This window comes from Microbacterium tenebrionis, from assembly GCF_903645325.1.
GTDB classification, from domain to species: domain Bacteria; phylum Actinomycetota; class Actinomycetes; order Actinomycetales; family Microbacteriaceae; genus Microbacterium; species Microbacterium tenebrionis.
Genome location: NZ_CAHJXQ010000001.1, coordinates 445725 through 463366, shown reverse-complemented (window position 1 = coordinate 463366; position 17642 = coordinate 445725). Strand labels below are relative to the sequence as shown.

18 protein-coding genes and 1 tRNA gene are annotated in these 17642 nt (G+C 67.1%); 11 read left to right on the top strand and 8 right to left on the bottom strand.

The features are described from left to right. Window positions 1-108: 108 nt before the first annotated feature. Entirely contained in the window at window positions 109-621 is a 513-nt protein-coding gene (locus HWX58_RS02335) for a methylated-DNA--[protein]-cysteine S-methyltransferase (protein WP_175985456.1), read from the top strand. 80 nt (window positions 622-701) lie between these two features. On the opposite strand, the gene HWX58_RS02330 is transcribed toward HWX58_RS02335, so the two are convergent. Continuing rightward, a complete protein-coding gene (locus HWX58_RS02330) occupies window positions 702-2336 on the bottom strand; it encodes a monocarboxylic acid transporter (RefSeq protein ID WP_175985455.1) in 1635 nt (544 codons plus the stop codon). Then, window positions 2333-2680, bottom strand: a complete 348-nt coding sequence (locus HWX58_RS02325; protein ID WP_175985454.1) for a DUF485 domain-containing protein — start codon at window positions 2678-2680, stop codon at window positions 2333-2335. Before HWX58_RS02325 ends, HWX58_RS02330 begins: the two co-directional genes overlap by 4 nt. A gap of 160 nt (window positions 2681-2840) precedes the next feature. Here HWX58_RS02325 and HWX58_RS02320 point away from each other — a divergent pair, with 160 nt between their 5' ends. From HWX58_RS02320 to HWX58_RS02310, 3 genes are all read left to right on the top strand, one after another. Beyond that, entirely contained in the window at window positions 2841-3656 is an 816-nt protein-coding gene (locus tag HWX58_RS02320) for a LuxR C-terminal-related transcriptional regulator (protein ID WP_250646047.1), read from the top strand. A 73-nt stretch (window positions 3657-3729) separates the two neighbouring features. Then, on the top strand, window positions 3730-4071 hold the full coding sequence (locus tag HWX58_RS02315) for a histone-like nucleoid-structuring protein Lsr2 (protein ID WP_175985453.1): 342 nt from the start codon (window positions 3730-3732) through the stop codon (window positions 4069-4071). A gap of 123 nt (window positions 4072-4194) precedes the next feature. Beyond that, a complete protein-coding gene (locus tag HWX58_RS02310) occupies window positions 4195-6369 on the top strand; it encodes an MMPL family transporter (protein WP_175985452.1) in 2175 nt (724 codons plus the stop codon). A 15-nt stretch (window positions 6370-6384) separates the two neighbouring features. Here HWX58_RS02310 and HWX58_RS02305 read toward each other — a convergent pair whose 3' ends face one another. Beyond that, a complete protein-coding gene (locus HWX58_RS02305) occupies window positions 6385-6765 on the bottom strand; it encodes a hypothetical protein (protein WP_175985451.1) in 381 nt (126 codons plus the stop codon). A gap of 87 nt (window positions 6766-6852) precedes the next feature. Between HWX58_RS02305 and HWX58_RS02300 the strand changes: the two genes are divergently transcribed. After that, window positions 6853-6924: transfer RNA gene (locus tag HWX58_RS02300), tRNA-Arg, on the top strand. A gap of 219 nt (window positions 6925-7143) precedes the next feature. On the opposite strand, the gene HWX58_RS02295 is transcribed toward HWX58_RS02300, so the two are convergent. From HWX58_RS02295 to HWX58_RS02280, 5 genes are all read right to left on the bottom strand, one after another. Then, a complete protein-coding gene (locus tag HWX58_RS02295; RefSeq protein ID WP_175985450.1) occupies window positions 7144-8274 on the bottom strand; it encodes a tyrosine-type recombinase/integrase in 1131 nt (376 codons plus the stop codon). A gap of 692 nt (window positions 8275-8966) precedes the next feature. Next, complete coding sequence (locus HWX58_RS15255) at window positions 8967-9089, bottom strand: hypothetical protein (protein WP_284690594.1); 123 nt, start codon at window positions 9087-9089, stop codon at window positions 8967-8969. Then, entirely contained in the window at window positions 9086-9907 is an 822-nt protein-coding gene (locus HWX58_RS02290) for a F510_1955 family glycosylhydrolase (RefSeq protein ID WP_250646046.1), read from the bottom strand. Before HWX58_RS02290 ends, HWX58_RS15255 begins: the two co-directional genes overlap by 4 nt. Window positions 9908-10066: 159 nt before the next feature. Next, on the bottom strand, window positions 10067-10672 hold the full coding sequence (locus tag HWX58_RS02285) for a DUF305 domain-containing protein (protein ID WP_175985448.1): 606 nt from the start codon (window positions 10670-10672) through the stop codon (window positions 10067-10069). A 96-nt stretch (window positions 10673-10768) separates the two neighbouring features. Continuing rightward, window positions 10769-11215 (bottom strand): DUF6153 family protein, encoded by a 447-nt coding sequence (locus HWX58_RS02280; RefSeq protein ID WP_175985447.1) that lies wholly within the window; start codon window positions 11213-11215, stop codon window positions 10769-10771. Between the two features lie 198 nt (window positions 11216-11413). On the opposite strand from HWX58_RS02280, the gene HWX58_RS02275 reads away from it, so the two are divergent. From HWX58_RS02275 to HWX58_RS02255, 6 genes are all read left to right on the top strand, one after another. Beyond that, a complete protein-coding gene (locus HWX58_RS02275; RefSeq protein ID WP_175985446.1) occupies window positions 11414-11668 on the top strand; it encodes a YHS domain-containing protein in 255 nt (84 codons plus the stop codon). A 71-nt stretch (window positions 11669-11739) separates the two neighbouring features. Then, a complete protein-coding gene (locus HWX58_RS02270) occupies window positions 11740-13947 on the top strand; it encodes a heavy metal translocating P-type ATPase (RefSeq protein ID WP_175985445.1) in 2208 nt (735 codons plus the stop codon). Window positions 13948-13970: 23 nt separating this feature from the next. Next, window positions 13971-14291 (top strand): metal-sensitive transcriptional regulator, encoded by a 321-nt coding sequence (locus tag HWX58_RS02265; protein WP_175985444.1) that lies wholly within the window; start codon window positions 13971-13973, stop codon window positions 14289-14291. A 260-nt stretch (window positions 14292-14551) separates the two neighbouring features. After that, complete coding sequence (locus HWX58_RS14960; protein ID WP_250646045.1) at window positions 14552-15724, top strand: relaxase domain-containing protein; 1173 nt, start codon at window positions 14552-14554, stop codon at window positions 15722-15724. Continuing rightward, window positions 15697-17283 (top strand): ATP-dependent DNA helicase, encoded by a 1587-nt coding sequence (locus tag HWX58_RS14955; protein WP_250646044.1) that lies wholly within the window; start codon window positions 15697-15699, stop codon window positions 17281-17283. The genes HWX58_RS14960 and HWX58_RS14955 overlap by 28 nt, the downstream gene beginning before the upstream one ends. Window positions 17284-17353: 70 nt before the next feature. Then, window positions 17354-17584: a hypothetical protein gene (locus tag HWX58_RS02255; protein WP_175985443.1), complete on the top strand. Its 231-nt coding sequence runs from the start codon at window positions 17354-17356 to the stop codon at window positions 17582-17584. Window positions 17585-17642 lie beyond the last annotated feature (58 nt).

The window sequence follows — 17642 nt, the reverse complement described above, 5'->3', positions numbered from 1 at the left end:
TCACCGGATTGATCCACTTTTCTTCCACATCGGAGGGTGTTCCGGTGTTTCTCCCCCACTCACGGATCAGCGCCTTCGCGGGAGTGGGGAACGCTTCAGAATGGGCCCATGACTTTCCGCTACGACTTCGCCCCCACTCCGTTCGGCGATGCGCTGGTCGTCTTCTCCGACGAGGGCGTCGTCGGCTTCGACCTCTCCGAATCCGCCGACCCGTCGGTGCCCTGGCTGCTCGAGGGCATCTCCAACAGGCTCCGCGCCGTGCCCGTCCCCGACCCGGGTGCCGCTGATGAACTCGCCCATCTGCTCGACGACTACTTCGCCGGCGCTCCGGTCGCCTTCGACGAGCACCTCCGATTCGACTGGCGCCTCGCAGACGGTTTCCATCGCACGGCGCTGCAGACGATCCTCACGATCCCGTGGGGGCAGACCATGAGCTACGGCGAGGTCGCCGTGCTCGCCGGCAGCCCGGGCGCCGCGCGAGCCGTCGGCACGGCATGCCGGATCACGCCGTTGTCGATCATCGTGCCGGTGCACCGGGTGGTGCGTTCGGACGGATCAGCCGGTCAGTACGGCGCTCACCCCGAGCGCAAGCGCTACCTGATCGATCTGGAGCGCGGATAGACGACGGGAACCCCCGGCGTGTGGGCCGCCGGGGGTTCCCGCCATCGTCGCGCTGAGCGACGTTCAGTGCGAGCGATGGGTCAGTGCTCGACCGCCTTCTCGGCGCCGAAGCCGGTGAGCGAGCGCACCTCCATCTCCGCTGCCAGCTCTCTGGATTCGGGCACTCGGCTGGTGACCGTGCCCAGCCAGCCGAGGATGAACCCCAGCGGGATCGAGACGATGCCCGGGTTGTTCAGCGGCCAGACGGCGATGTCGATCGTCGGGATCATCGAGGTCTCGGATCCCGAGAACACCGGTGAGAGCACGATGAGGATGATCGCCGAGCCGAGTCCGCCGTACATGCTCCACACGGCTCCGCGGGTGTTGAAGCGGCGCCAGAACAGCGAGTACAGGATCGTCGGCAGATTGGCGGATGCCGCGACCGCGAAGGCCAGGGCGACGAGGAAGGCGATGTTCTGCCCCTGCGCCCCGATGCCGCCGACGATCGCGAGGATGCCAATGACGACCACGGTGCGCCGGGCCACCTTCACCTCGGCGTTCGGGTCGGCGTCGACGGGCGTGCCGTCGGCCTTCTTCCGGCCCTTCTGGATCACGTTCGCGTAGATGTCGTGCGCGAACGACGCCGCAGCCGTGATCGTGAGACCGGCGACGACCGCGAGGATCGTCGCGAACGCAACAGCCGAGATGAAGCCGAGCAGCAGCGGACCGCCGAGGTACTGCGCGAGCAGCGGTGCCGCGGAGTTCACACCGCCGGGGGCCGCCTGGATCACCTCGGGCCCGACGAGAGCGCCTGCTCCGTAGCCGAGCACCAGGGTGAGCAGGTAGAACCCGCCGATGAGCCAGATCGCCCACACCACCGAGCGCCGGGCCTCCTTGGCCGTCGGCACCGTGTAGAAGCGCATCAGCACGTGCGGGAGTCCGGCGGTGCCGAGCACGAGGGCGAGGCCCAGCGAGACGAAGTCGAGCGGGTTGGCGCCGTACTGCAGCCCCGGCGCGAGGATCTCGTCGCCCTGCGGAGAGGCCTCGACCGCCGATTCGAGGAGGGTGTTGAGGTTGAAGCCGTTGATCGCGAGCACCCAGATCGTCATGACGATCGCGCCGCCGATGAGCAGGAAGGCCTTCACGATCTGCACCCAGGTCGTGCCCTTCATCCCGCCGATCAGGACGTAGACGATCATGAGGACGCCGACGACCGCGATGACCACGGACTGTCCGACACGGCCGTCGATGCCCATGAGGAGCGAGACGAGGCCACCGGCGCCGGCCATCTGCGCGAGCAGATAGAAGAAGCACACGGCCAGCGTGGTGATGGCTGCCGCCATCCGGACCGGACGCTGCTTGAGGCGGAACGAGAGCACATCGGCCATCGTGAACTTGCCGGTGTTCCTCATCAGCTCGGCGACCAGCAGCAGGGCAACCAGCCAGGCGACGAGGAATCCGATCGAGTACAGGAAGCCGTCGTAGCCGTTTACGGCGATGGCGCCGCAGATGCCGAGGAACGATGCGGCCGAAAGATAGTCGCCGGCGATCGCGAACCCGTTCTGCGGGCCGGTGAACGACCGCCCCGCCGCGTAGTAATCCGCAGCGGTCTTGTTGTTGCGGCTGGCGCGGATGACGATGAAGAGCGTCACCGCGACGAACGCGGCGAAGATCGAGATGTTCAGAACAGGATTGTTCTCACCGGCGGGTGCGGCTGCGAGATGGACCACGTTCATGCTCGGGCCTGCGCATTCTCGAGTTCTTCACGGATCTCCTGCGCTTTGGGGTCGAGCTTTCGATTCGCGAAGGCGACGTAGGCCATCGTGATGGCGAATGTCGTCACGAATTGACCCAATCCGAGCAGCAGCCCGATGGTGATATGTCCCCATACCCGCTGGCCCATGAATTCCGTCGCGTAAGCGCCGAGCAGGACGTACACGAAATACCAGATCAGGAACAGCGCGGCGAGCGGAAAGATGAACGAGCGCTGCGTTCTCTTCAGCGTTTGGAAGCGAGGGGATTCTTCGACGGCGATGTAGTCGATTCCCCCCGCCGATTCCTCCGGGATACGGTCGGTCATGCGGCCTCCTTGCCTCATGCGGATCGTCGCGCGGCAGTGGGCCCGCGAGTGGTAGGGTCGACGCTACGACAGGGGCGACGAGGCTGTCACCCCCGAAAGTCGGTACCCCGAGGAGCCCACGATCGCGCTTGATCCGGACGCTGATCTCGTCGCACAGGCCGTGCGCGAGCTGGCTCAGCGCACCCGGTTCCCCGTAGCCTTCGGCGGGCTGTTCGAAGACGGCGGGGTGACCGTGAGCAGCATCGTGGGCACTCGCACTCACAGCATCGAAGGACTCCGCGTGCGCCCCCAGCTCGGGCTCGGCGGGCGCGCGATGCTCGAGCTGCGCCCGCGGATGACCAGTGACTACGGGGCATCCCAGCAGTTCACCCACGACTATGACGGCTACATCCTCGGCGAAGGCCTGCGCACACTGCTGGCGATCCCGATCGTGGTCGACGGCCGCGCCCGGGGAGTGCTGTACGCGGGTGCATGGCGGGACACCCTGGTCGGGGGCGTCACGACGGCACCGGCGATGACCGTCGCGAACCAGATGGCGGCCGAGTTGCGCATCCGCGACGAGGTCGATCGACGTGTGCGGGCGCTGCCTGCCGCTGCGTCGACGTTCACGCCCGCGGATCGGGAGGAGCTTCGTGAGAGCTTCGCCGAGCTGCGCAGCATCTCCGCCGATGTCGACGACGCGCAGCTTCGCGAACGGCTGGCGCGTCTGGAGAACCGTCTCCTCGCCCTCGCGAGCGACGACGCCACGGCTGCGGCGCCGATCACCGCGCCGATCCCGACCGTGCGTCTCTCCCCCCGCGAGAAGGACGTGCTCGCGTGCGCCGCTCTCGGGTCGACGAATGCGGAGATCGCGGCCCGGTTGGGGCTTCGCGAAGGCACGGTGAAGGCGTATCTGGGAACGGCGATGTCGAAGTTGGATGCCTCGACGCGCCACGCCGCGGTTGCGAGAGCGCGGCGTGCCGGAATTCTCCCCTGATTCCGATCGTTCCGTATTCCGCAATACCGCAACCGACATTGTCTGCGCCATTTCCGGTGCGTATGCTGGCGGAATGGCCCGACGCATTGTGCACCAGCTCGTAGACGATATCGACGGAACCGTTCTCGGAGTCGGAGAAGGCGAGACCGTGCATTTCTCGCTCAACAGCACCGCTTATGAGATCGACCTGACGACAGAGAATGCCGACGCTTTCCGCGAGGCGCTCGAACCGTACATCGCCGGCGCACGCCGCGCATCGGCATCCTCCACTCGTACCGGGTCGACGAGGAAGCGGTCGACCGGATCGCCCGAGACGGCGGCGATCCGCGAGTGGGCGAACGACAACGGCCACAAGGTCTCCGAGCGCGGACGCATTCCGGCCGCCGTCATCGACGCGTACCGCGCCGCCCACTGACCGGCACGTCCTCAGAGGTCGCCGCTGGCTCACCGCAGGGGGCGACCTCTTGTCGTGTCCGCGACGCCCACCGGATCAGAGATAGGCTTATCTCTCGCCAGGCTAACGAAACGAGGGCGAGCCATGTCACAGGACACCCGATCCACCGCCCGCACGCGTGTGCGGCGACGCTCCTGGGTGCGCGTGCTCCTTCCCGCCCTCCTGATCGTCGGCTGGTTGGTCGCTGCCGGCATGGGCGGCCCGCTGTTCGGCAAGGTCGACGAGGTCTCATCGAACGATCAGACGAGCTACCTGCCGTCCTCGGCCGACGCCACGCAGGTGCAGCAGCGCCTCGGAGAGTTCACCGACTCCGACGCCGTGCCCGCCGTGGTCGTGTTCGTCAGCGAGGATACTCTCGACGACGACCAGCTCGCCGCGATCGACGACGCGATCGCGGATGCGCCCGACCTCGAGGGCATCGCCGACGAGGTCTCCCCCGGCATCCGCTCGGATGACGGCATGGCTGTGCAGGCTTTCATCCCCGTCTCCGCCGACGCCGACCTGGGCGACACGGTCGAAGCCCTCGCCGGGGTGCTTGCGGACGCCGCGCCAGCAGGTGTAAGCGTCTATGTCACGGGTCCCGCCGGTTTCTCCGCCGACCTCGTCGCCGGCTTCGCCGGGATCGACGGGCTGCTCCTGGGCGTCGCACTCGCCGCCGTCCTCCTGATCCTCGTCCTGGTCTACCGGTCGCTGCTGCTGCCGGTGGTCGTGCTGTCCACGAGCCTGTTCGCCCTGTGCGTCGCCCTGCTGGTGGTGTGGTGGCTGGCCAAGTGGGAGATCCTGCTGCTGAGCGGTCAGACGCAGGGAATCCTTTTCATCCTCGTGATCGGCGCCGCCACGGACTATTCGCTCCTGCTCGTCGCGCGGTTCCGGGAAGAGCTGCGACACACCGAGGACAAGGGCGCGGCGATCGCCGCCGCGTGGCGGGGTTCCCTCGAACCGATCGCGGCGTCCGGCGGGACGGTCATCGCAGGGCTGCTGTGCTTGCTGCTCAGCGATCTGAAATCGAACAGCACGCTCGGCCCTGTCGCATCCATCGGGATCGTCTTCGCGATGCTGTCCGCGCTCACGCTTCTCCCTGCCCTGCTGTTCGTGTTCGGTCGGGCCGCGTTCTGGCCGCGGCGTCCCGCATTCGAGCCTGATCGGGCCGGTACCGAGCACGGGGCCTCGGGCACCGGGGCCTGGGCGCGACTCGCCCGGGTGATCGGGCGCCGCCCGCGCCTGATCTGGATCGTCACGTCGCTCGTGCTCCTCGCCGGGGCTGCCGGGGTCACGCAGTTGAACGCGTCGGGGGTGCCGCAGTCCGACCTCGTGCTGGGCGCTTCGCAGGCCCGAGACGGCCAGGTGGCGCTCGGGGAGCACTTCCCCGGCGGTTCGGGCAGTCCCGTGTACGTGGTGGTCGCCGAGGAATCGCTGCAGGATGCTGCGGACGTGCTCCTCGCGAGCCCCGGGATCGACGGCGTGACGGTCGCGTCGTCGGATTCGCCCAGCGGAACGGCGGATGTGACGTCCGAGGGCATCTCGGCCTTCGGTCCGCCGGGCACGCCGGCGCCCGAGCCGACAGTCGTTGACGGGGATGTGCTGCTGCAGGGCACGCTGACCGATGCGGCCGACTCGGATGCTGCCGCCCAGACGGTACGCGATCTGCGTCAGGACTTCGATGGCGCCGACGCTCTCGTCGGCGGAGTCACAGCGACCCAGGTCGACACGAACGATGCGTCGATCCACGACCGCAACCTGATCATCCCGCTGATCCTGGGCGTGATCCTCGTCATCCTCATGCTGCTGCTGCGCTCCGTGCTCGCGCCCGTGCTGCTGGTGCTGACGACCGTGCTGTCCTTCGGCACGGCGATGGGCGTGTCCGCCCTGGTCTTCAACGGCATCTTCGACTTCCCGGGCGCCGACCCGGCCGTCCCTCTGTACGGATTCGTGTTCCTGGTGGCACTCGGGATCGACTACAACATCTTCCTCATGACCCGCGTGCGTGAGGAAGCGATCAAACACGGCACGCGCGAAGGCGTGCTGCGTGGACTCACGCTCACCGGTGGCGTCATCACCTCCGCCGGCCTCGTGCTCGCGGCGACGTTCGCTGCGCTCTCGGTGATCCCGATCCTGTTCCTCGTGCAGCTGGCGTTCATCGTCGCGTTCGGCGTGCTGCTGGACACGTTCGTCGTGCGCTCGCTGCTCGTGCCTGCGCTGACGTACGACATCGGCCGAGCGATCTGGTGGCCGTCCGGCCTCAGCCGCGGCGAACGCTGACCGCGTCGCTTCGGGTCAGAGGAACGCGGGGATCATCGACACGACGAACCCGATGACGCCGATTCCGGTGAACACGGCGCCCAGCGCGAACAGCATCCGGCGCGCCGAGGGCGGATGCAGGCGAGCATTGCGCGGATCCCTCGAGCTCACGAAACCCTGATGCCAGTCGTCCGCGATCCGCTCGCGCGACGTCAGCGGGCGCTCGTGGAAGTCACCGGCGGCGAACCAGCGCGCGATCGGAACGCCGTCGCGTTCGATCACGGCGATGTCGATCCGCTCCCATCGTCCCTCGGCGAGCGCGACCATCCCCGCGATGACCAGGAGCGGGATGCCGATCCCCAGCCCGACCCACGAGAGCACCTCGCCGACGACGGCGAGGGCGTCGATCGGGGTCATTCGTTCATCGTAGGGCCACGACTCACCCGCGGACGCACCACCCGGATTGTCGAGCGCTGTCGACGACTGGCTAGACTTGTCGGGCCAGCCTCTGTAGCTCAATGGAAGAGCAGTTGCGTCCTAAGCAAACGGTTGGGGGTTCGAGTCCCTCCAGGGGCACCGCCTCTTTTTCGCTCTGACCAGGGATTTCTTCTGAGGCCAGACCACAGAGATGCCATTTTGGCCGCATCTTGGCCGCATTTGAATCTCCTATGAGGCCGAAAAGGGGTCTCAGACGAGGCCCGACAAGGGGCTTCATCGAGCGTCTTCAGACGCCGAAAACGGGCATCACGCCCGTCGCGTGGGCCGTCGCAGAACTGAGCAATCTGCTCTCGGCACTCACGTCGGTCGGGCGTCGCGTTTCTGCGGCCCCGTCGGCAGCGCGATCAGCGGCATCGCGGCGTTGAGCCGCAATGCGACGGCATCCAGATCGTCGTCGAAGAGGTCGGCGTACGTGTCCAGCGTCATCGCCGCCGACGCGTGCCCGAGCATCCGCTGCACGGCCTTCACATTGGCGCCCGAGCTGATCGCCAGCGAGCCGGCGGTGTGCCGAAGGTCGTGCGGGGTGACCCGCGGGATCGACGGGTCGATCTCCTGCGCCCGGCGGACCGCGTTCGCGAACCAGCCCTGCGCACCCGAGTTGCGCATGTGGTTGACCCCGTCGCCGAACAGCCGCCCCTCGGGGCCCTTGCCGGCGCACGCCTGCTCGATCATCGCGGCCAGACGCTCGGGGTACGGCACCGAGCGCTTCTCATGCGTCTGGGGCGTGCCGACGTGGATCTCGTACGCGATCATCACCGCGTTCTCCTCGATGACGAAGCGCCGGCGCAGCCGGTTCACGCTGCGCACCCGCAGCCCCGTCGCCTCACCCCAGCGCAGACCGGTGTACGCCAGCGTCAGCACGAGCGTCGGATACGCGGAGCACGCCGCCAGCGTCCCGACCTGGTCATGCGTGAGGTAGACCCGACGCTTGCCCGGCCCGCGACGAGGAAGGCTGCGCACGTGCCGGGCCGGATTGCTCGCGAGGCGGCGATCGTCAATGGCGACGTCGAGGATGCCGGCGAGGACTCCCAATGCTCTAAGAACGACCGTTCGCGACTTCTGCGTCGCAAGATCGGACACCCAATCCTGGACCTCCGAGCGCCGGATCGACGAGATCTCCCTGTCGGCCCAGACGGGCGCAACGTGGTTCTTCCACGCCCGCTCGAGCGTCATGTAGTACGAGGGCTTCGACATCGGCGGTTGCTTGGATCGCAGCCAGCTGTCGGCGAACATCCGCACCGGGACCCGTGACGAGGACGGGTCGATGTACTCGCCCTTCGACTTCGACACAGTGACCATCGAGAGGTACAGCTTCGCTTCGCGCATCGTCGTGAAGCCACGCTTCTCCGCCTCGGTGCGATCCGGCTTGCGATAACGCACGCGGTAGCGGCGGCCCTTCGCCGATTCGTACGGCGTGATGCTGCCCATCTCGACCTCCGCTCGTGACGCGCTTGACGGTAGTATCGGGCCAGTGTCGGACACTGATCGGATCCCGTCAATGCGGCCGGTGAGACATGTGGAGAGATGGCGGACGACGTCGTCAACTGGCGTTGGGATCGAGGGGCACCTCCCTCCGACGCCGAGAGTGTAGCGATCGGCACGGCTCCGTTCTCGCCGCTCACTCCTTGCAGACGCCGCGCTGACGCGCTCCGCTTAGCAGCCGTTCGACGACGAGCACTGCGCCGTGCCCGATCGCTGGGGCGGCTGATTGTCGGAGCGGGAAGCCGTGAGATAGACCTTGTCCGCCCCGAACCGCAATGAGGTTGCTCTGGTGGCAGCCGATTTCGGACACCCGCGAGGCACTCGAAGCGACCTGGCTAACCCAAGCCCGCAGCCGCATGCATGCCTCGACATTCACGGCGCACGATCTCGTGGATTCGTTCCCGACCTCGGGTGAGGGGGCGCTCGTAGGATCAGCGCCGTGGCGATGATGACGATGATCACTGTGATGTCGTAGCTGGCGATCGTGTAGGTCCACCAGGGGCTGTCGGTCGATTGCGTGTCGGTCACCAGATGCGCGAGCGCAAGGAGCGGGCCGGTGGCCAGGAGCGCGTATCCGAGACGAACGAGACGTCGGTGTGTTCGGGCCGGATCAGTAGGCGGTTGGGAGCTGGCGCGGTTCATCGGAATATCGCTCCGATCGCGAGGAAACTGGCGGCGGCGAGGAGGACGACGGCTATCGTGGCCACCGCGATGAAGAACGTGAGATTGTGCAGCGGGTTCTTGCGCTTATCCATGGTCACTGGGCGGGGCTGAGGACGTTCGTGCCGTCGGTGGATACTTCGACGATGCCGCGGTCGTCGACGAGGATGATGCGGTCGTCGACGACGGTGAGCGCTTGGACCGCGCCCTGCAATGATTCCAGTTGCTGCCAGGCGCCGCTGTCGTCTTGTGACCACAGGACGCCGTCGGTGCCGGCGCCGAGTAGGGTGCCGTCCGTGCGCGCTTCCAGAGCGTAGAGAACGGGTGCCGCGTCGACGGGCGTGAAGGTATTGCCGCCGTCGGTGCTGACGAGGAGGCCCTCTTCCGCTGCGGCGTAGACGCCGGATTCGGCGGCGGCGAGGTCAGCGGCGCCGAGAGGTGCACGCTCAGTCCATGTGTTTCCCCCGTCGGTGCTGGTGAGCAGGTTCACTTGGCTGGAGGGGATGCCGTAGAGCACGTCGTCCGGCCCTGCAGTGAGGACGTGGAAGTCGGTGGTCCCATTGAGGGCGATCGGGGACCAGGAGTTCCCGTAGTCGTCGCTGCGGATGATGCCGAGGTTCGGGACTCCGAGGTCAGCCGGGGTGTTTTCCCCGGGATGTCCCGACGCGAACAGCGAATCGTCAGAGACGGTGAACCCCATGGCGTCGAAATCGTGTCCGCCGATCGGTCCGGAGATCGTCCCGTCGGGGGCGAGAGTGAAGATGCCGTTGTGTGTGGCGACGAACAGATCATCGCCACGCGGGTCGGCGGCGATTCCGTGGATGTGGTCGATGCGGGGTGCCGCGCCGGGGTCTCCGAGCGGTGCGGCGGTGCATCCGGTGACGATGACCGCCAGGACGGTCGCAGTGGCAGTGGTCAAGAGGAGCGAGCGTTTCATGATGGCTTCCGGTGGCGGCCGCGGGACGGCCTGGCTTCTACGTCGCGCAGCAGGAGCGCGACAATATGCAAATCAATGTCGCGGTGCGACAGGTGGTGCGAACGGGCGGGCCGATTGATCGTCGGCCCGCCCGGGTTCGTCCTAGAGCTGTGCCAGGAGTTCCTGCATCGTGGCGATCTCCGCAGTCTGATCGTCGATAACCTGCTGCGCGAGGTCGAGGACGTCCGAGTTCTGCGCGTCGTCAAGGGCGGTCCGCGCCATGTCGACAGCGCCTTCGTGATGCATGATCATCTGCTCGAGGAACAGGCGACTGGCCTCGGCGGCGTCGGCATCCTCCAGCAGGGTCATGTCCTCTTCGGACATCATGCCGTCACCGCCCATCGACCCATGGTCCATGCCGTCCATCGAGTCCGGGTCGTAGTCGACACCCAAGTCTTCGAGCCATCCGAGCATCGTGTCGATCTCCGGCCCCTGCGCGGCCTTGATCTGCTCGGCGAGTTCGATCACGCGTGAGTCGGCCCCGTCCTTGGCGAGCAGGATGTCGGCCATGTCGATGGCCTGCTGGTGATGCGGGATCATCATCGTCACGAACATCTCATCGGCGTCAGTCGCCGTCGAAGCCGACGACGACTGAGGTGAAGAGGTGGTCTGGCCGGATGGCGCGGTGCTGTTGTCAGCGCACCCGGTGAGCGCCAGCGCGAGGGTCAGGACGCCGGTGCTGACGACGAGGGGGATCTTCTTGTTCATGATTGTTCCTTCGATAAGTCGTAATGAGGTCGCAAGTAACGGCGCCCGGAGGCGCCACGAAGCCGACCGGTCACGGTCAGGGTGGGCGGCGACTGCTCAGGTGCGACTTATCGACAGGAACGTGAGCGAGGGAGCACGCGGAAGAACACCGGACGCGTCCCACCTCACCCGGCTCATGACCCGTTGAAGGTTCACGCCGCGACCGCGGCCCAGCACCGGAGGAAGCAGCAGAAGAAGGCCGGCGAGCAACGCGAGCACACAGGCCGTCAGCATGTCGTGGTCACCCTGCCCGGGCCCGGTCATCGCATGACAGGGGCCATCGCACGGGATGCCCGCGCTGTCAGCGCCGCCCGTCGCAGTGACGTGATCGCCGCCTGCCACGGATGCTGAATGCGAGAGTCCGGACGCACCGTGCCCGGCAGGTTCCGCGGTGAAGGTATGCATCGCCAACAGCCCGACGATGACCATGAGCGTGGCCGCGCCGAGCATCAACAGCGCGCGCAGCGACAACTGCGGGCGTGCGCTGCGAAACGCGACATGCATGTGGGAACCCTCCATCCTGCTCAGGATGCTAACACCGCGGACTATGCGCATCCTCGGGGTGACCGAATGGCCTGCGCACCGACAACAGGAATGACCCCCAAGGCATTGTCCATCGTAGCGGGAATACCCCCCAGGGGTATAGTGTTCCGGACAGAGACACACGATCCGCACACCGATCGAGAGAAAGAGGAACCGCGCATGTCCGACTCCACCACGAGATCCTGTTGCAGCCACAACCCTGGCGCCGTCGCCGCCGAAGGACGCAAGGATCTCCTCGCCCGGTCGGCGGATCAGTACGCCGAATGCCCCGTCATGGTCGGCAGCACCGTCGTCAAAGCCGACGCGGAAGCCGCAGGCCTGTTCCGCGACTACAACGGCGAGCGGTACTACTTCTGCTGCGCCGGATGCGGACCCGCCTTCGACGCCGACCCCACCAAGTACGTCACCGCCTGAACGGCATCCTCGCGCGGATCCGCAGCATGAACTGAGCCCGCACGATTCGTCAACCCCGAGAGGATAGGACCATGAGCACCCCGCACCACGAGGGCACCGAGCACGCACACGCCCCGAGCGACCACACGGCACACAGCCACACCCCGTCGAATCCTGCCGCGGTGACCGCCGCAGCGCACGGTTCACCGACGGGCCATCCCGCAGTACCGCACGAGCATCGCGAGCCGACGTCGCACGAAGGCCATGGCTCACCGTCCGGACACGACACCCACGCGGGACACGGCGGCCATGAGGGACACGGCGATCACGTGGGACAGTTCCGGCGGCTGTTCTGGATCATGCTCGTTCTGGCCGTCCCCACCGTCGCACTCTCCGGCATGTTCGCGATGATCCTCGGCTACACCCTCCCCGACATTCCGGGCCTTGCCTGGGTGTCGCCCGTCCTCGGCACGATCATGTACGCCTGGGGTGGCAAGCCATTCCTCGTCGGCGCGATCAGTGAGCTCCGCTCTCGTCGGCCGGGGATGATGCTCCTGATCGGTCTGGCCATCACGGTCGCGTTCGTCGCCTCGTGGGGTGCGACGCTGGGCATCCTGCACCATGAACTCGATTTCTGGTGGGAGCTTGCCCTTCTCATCGTCATCATGCTGTTGGGGCACTGGATCGAGATGCGCTCCCTCGCGCAGACCACGTCTGCCCTCGACTCCCTCGCCGCACTCCTGCCGGATGAGGCGGAACGTGTCGAGGGCGACCGGGTCGTGACGGTCTCACCTGCCGAACTCATCGTCGGTGACGTCGTGGTGGTGCGACCCGGTGGGAGTGTCCCCGCGGACGGACGCATTGTCGATGGACGCGCATCGATGGACGAGTCGATGGTCACTGGCGAATCCCGCACGGTGGAGCGCAGCATCGGCGACCAGGTCACGGCGGGAACCGTGGCCACCGACTCGGGGCTTCGGGTGGAGATCACCGCGACCGGCGACGATACGACCCTGGCCGGCATCCAACGTCTCGTGACGGAGGCGCAGAGTTCCTCGTCCCGCGCACAGCGTCTCGCCGACAGGGCGGCCGCGTGGTTGTTCTGGTTCGCTCTCGGTGCTGCGGCGATCACCGCGATCGTGTGGACGCTCATCGGGTTCCCCGACGCTGCTGTCATCCGCACGATTACGGTGCTGGTCATCGCCTGCCCGCACGCGTTGGGCCTGGCCATCCCGCTGGTCGTCTCCATCGCCACCGAACGCGCAGCGCGCGGAGGCGTGCTCGTCAAGGACCGCCTCGCGCTGGAGAGCATGCATACCGTCGACACGGTCCTATTCGACAAGACCGGCACCCTCACCAAGGGCGAGCCCGTCGTTTCCGAGGTCACCGCCGTCGACGACACAGACCCCGACCAGGTTCTCGCCCTGGCCGCAGCCGCGGAAGCCGACAGCGAGCACCCCCTTGCGAAGGCCATCGTCCGCGCCGCCGCCGACAAGCAGCTCACCGTCCCGCGCAGTGCGGACTTCACATCGTCGCCCGCTGTGGGCGTCACCGCGACGGTCGAGGGGACAACTGTTCGGGTCGGTGGACCGCACCTGCTCGTCGAGGAGAGCGCGGAGGAGCTCCCGGTCGCCGATCAGTGGCGTGCAGATGGCGCCATCATCCTCCACGTCACCCAGGACGGCCGCGTTGTCGGAGCTCTGAAGCTCGCCGACGAGGTGCGTACGGAATCCCGCGAAGCCGTCGACGCCCTCCACGCACTCGGCGTTCAGGTCGTGATGATCACCGGCGACGCCGAAGCCGTCGCGCACACCGTCGCCCAGGACCTCGGCATCGACCGCGTCTTCGCCGGGGTCCGCCCCGAAGACAAGGCGGCGAAGGTTCAGGAGCTCCAGAACGAGGGGCGGAAGGTCGCGATGGTCGGTGACGGCGTCAACGACGCCCCCGCCCTCGCGCAGGCCGACGTCGGTCTCGCGATCGGTGCCGGCACAGATGTCGCGATCGCCTCCGCCGGCGTCATCCTCGCCAGCGACGACCCCCGTTCAGTGCTCTCCGTGATCGAACTGTCCCGAGCCTCGTACCGGAAGATGAAGCAGAACCTGTGGTGGGCCGCCGGCTACAACCTCATCTCCGTGCCCCTCGCCGCCGGCATCCTCGCCCCCATCGGCTTCGTGCTTCCGATGTCGGTCGGAGCGATCCTCATGTCGTTGTCCACGATCGTCGTCGCCCTCAACGCACAGCTGTTGCGCCGACTCGATCTGCGGCCCGACACCACGACCCGCGCCATCCTGAATCGATGACGACACCCATAGAGGAGATTCAGATGACTGACACCCTCGATCCCGGAACGTCCTGTGACCATGGCGAGCACGGTTACATCACCGACAAAGACCGCTACCTTGCCCGCCTCAAGCGCATCGAAGGACAATCACGCGGCATCCACCGCATGGTCGAGGACGAGAAGTACTGCATCGACATCCTCACTCAGATCTCCGCTCTGACCAGCGCCCTGCAAAGCGTTGCCGTTGGGCTCCTCGAAGACCACCTGCGCCACTGCGTGGCAGATGCCGCACGCGCCGGCGCAGACATCGCCGAAGAGAAGGTGCGCGAGGCGTCCCAGGCCATCGCGCGTCTGGTTCGCTGAATCCGCTTCAATTCTCGCTCAGCCGCCTGCGTGCGAATGAGGAATTCCGATTCACGCCGAAACGGACGTGGTGAGTATTCGGCTGCCCCTGAAAGCGGCACCGGCGGCTCGTAGTCAACCCGCCTCAAACAGGCGAACAGCAAGTGCAATGCACGCAGGCACCCAGGGTGACCGACACCCTTTAAAAGCACTCACCCACACGTACCTGCAGACTGCAAAAATACCTGGATAATCGGCAAAACGCGACCTATCCTGGCGGCATGCGAGGAGGCCTCGAGCGCTGGAAACGAGGTGTCGAATCCCGCGGGGTTCGACACGCGATCTCCTACGCGCTCGAGGGCACGTGCGATGCCCACCTTCAGCACGCGACCGGTGTCGACGCCCTCGAGGCCTACAGCGCAGCATCCGATTCGACCATCTCCCGGTTCATCGTCGACAACGGCGTCATCGCTTCCGACGAACTCACTGCCGGCGGCCTCCGCGTCTGGCTCACCGGCCACGACCCGATCACCGGCGAGGATCGCGGCCATCAGCGACCGAGCCCCGACGCCGACCTGCTTCTCGACGGAACGCTCAATCACCCGAAGTCGTACAGCATTGCCGCGCTGCTGCATCCCGAACTCGCCACCGAATTCGAGGCGCTCCAGGACCGGCTGCGGGAACGCATCCTGCTCACCTGGCAGGCCGAGCTCAACGCGCGGCGCGGGCACGGCGGACTCATCCGCGAGGAGATCACCCGCATCGAAGTCGTCGAGCTGCAGCATCGGCGCTCGCGTGCGCTCGACCCGCACATCCACCGTCACCTCTGGCTGAACATCAAGGTGCTCGGCGCCGACGGCAAGTGGTCGAACCTCGACTCGCGCGTCGCGATGAAACTGCACACCGTCGTCAACGCCGAGGGCGAGCTCGCCGCCCGCACCGATCCCGCCTGGATCGCCGCGCTCGCCCGGCACGGATACACCCTCGACGAGACCGGCGAGATCGCCGAACTCGCCAGCGCCGTGCGTCCGCTCTCGCGTCGGTCCGCTCAGATCGAGGCGAACCGTGCACGCCTGCTCGCGGAGTGGTCCGCGGCGCACGGAGGCTCGGCACCCAGCATCGAAGCACTCCAACAGATCGATCGGCGCGCCTGGGCCATTGCCCGGCCAACAAGCCAAATGATCTCGATGAGGCCTCCTGGGAGGCGCACGTCCGCGACGAGATCACGGCGATCGCCCCGAACCTCACGACCCCGCGCGCGCCGATACAGGTCGATGCCACCGACCTGCATGTCGTCGATCTGGACCTGCTCGCTGCGCAGTCGGTCGTCGATGCAGACGAGCGATCCACCTGCTGCGGCGGACGATTCAGCAGCTTCGACCTCCGCGCCGGTGCGATCCGCGCGCTCTCGCGAACAGGCGTCGTCGTGGATCGTGACCAGCTCGACGCCGTGATCGCCGAGCTCACAGCGCGCGCCATCCGTGCCGATTATCGGCTCGTTCCGGACGACCCGCCGCCGCACGTCAAGGCCTTCATGGCAACCGAGACCGTGCGCGCCAAGGTGCGTCTCGCAGGCCGCCTGGATGCGATCGCGCGGCCGGGCCGCTCGCTCTTGCCGACCGAATTGAGCCGGCTCGCGCCGGAGCAGGATCTCTCGACGCTGGATGCCTCACAACGCGTCGCGGCCGGCGCCATCGCCGGCACGGACGGGCTCGTGACGGTGACCGGCCCCGCCGGGGCGGGAAAGACGACGATGCTGCGGGCCACGTTCGCAGCGCTCTCCACCCAAAGACGGCGGATGCTCGTCGTCGCTCCCACGCGCAAGGCCGCGTCGGTGGCATTCCGCGAGGTCGGCGCCGTGGCATCCAGCATCCACGCCTTGATTCTGGATCACGGCTACCGGTGGGGAGCCGATGAAGCGGGCGCGATGGTCTGGACGCGGCTTCGGGTCGGCGAGGCCGATCCGACCACCGGAGTCGCATATGCCGGCCCGGCACGGTTCCCGCTGCATCCGCGCGATCGGATCGTCGTCGACGAGGCCGGCATGGTCGACCTGCAGGCGGCGAACGCGCTCGTCGAACTCGCGCTCGAGCGCGGCGTCGGGTTGGCGTTCGTCGGTGACACGCATCAGGCGCTGCCGGTCGGTCACGCAGGGGCGATGGGGTCTGCGATCCGGCACGCGAACGCCGCGGTCGAGCTCGACACGGTGCATCGGTTCCGCGATCCCGCCTACGCGGCGCTCACGCTGCGACTCCGGGACGCGGGTGACCGCGAGCATGCGCTGCCGGTCGCCGCTGAGCTCGTCGAGCGTGGCCACGTCGCGAGGGTCGATCATCAGGACGCGGCGCGTGAGCGGATGATCGAGGCGTACTTCGAGTGGCACGCGCACGGCAAGCGGGTGACGCTGGTATCCGCTTCGAATGCCGAGGCGGATGCCATCAATGACGCCATCCAGCAGCGGAGAATCGCTCGGGGCGAGCTCGACGCCGGCATCGTCGCCTGGGGCATGGGGGAGCAGCGCATCCTTATCGGCGACACCGTCCAGACCCGCCGCAACGACCGGTATACGGGTGTCGAGAATCGCGCGCAATGGATCGTGCGCGGCATCCACGACGAACAGGTGTCCCTTGTCTCTGTGGGCGACAGTGGCGAGGTGGCACGCATCTCTGCCGAGTACGCGCGCGAGCATCTGCAGCTCGCCTACGCGTCCACCGTGCACGGAGTGCAGGGCGACACCGCGGATGCTTCGGTCGTCGGACCGGATGTGGATGCCGCGGGACTGTACGTCGGCCTCACGCGCGGACGGGTGCACAACCTCGCGGTCGTGGTGGCACCCACGGATGCCGCGGCGCGCGAGCGCCTCGTGGAATCGATGCAGCGGGGGACGCAGGAGTTGACGATGCAGGATGCCGTGCGCGCGGCGGAGGCGGAGCTGCGGCGTGCAGCACGGGACAAGGACGCGACAGGGCCTGTCGTCGAGGCGCCAGGTTCGGTGAGTTGGATCGGGGTCTAGGTGCCGAACTCATGGCCTGCGCTCATCGGGCTCTCGCTGCAGTTGATCGCTCGTCGGTCATACTTTGCGTATGACTGCGACCATCAAAGTCAGCGACGAGCTCCGCGACCGCCTCAAAGAGCAAGCCGCGCGTAACGGGCTCACGCTCGGCGCGCACCTCGCGCATCTCGCAGATGCTGAGGACAGGCGATGGCGTCTCGACCTGCTGAAGTCTGCGATCGACGCGTCGAGCGAAGGTGCCGCCTCGCACGCTGCGGAGACCGAAGGCTGGGAGCGCACGGAACTGACCGACGCTACGTGAGCCCGCAGCATCCGTTGGCGAGGAGCTCGGTTACTAACACTTATCGCTGTATCTGTTG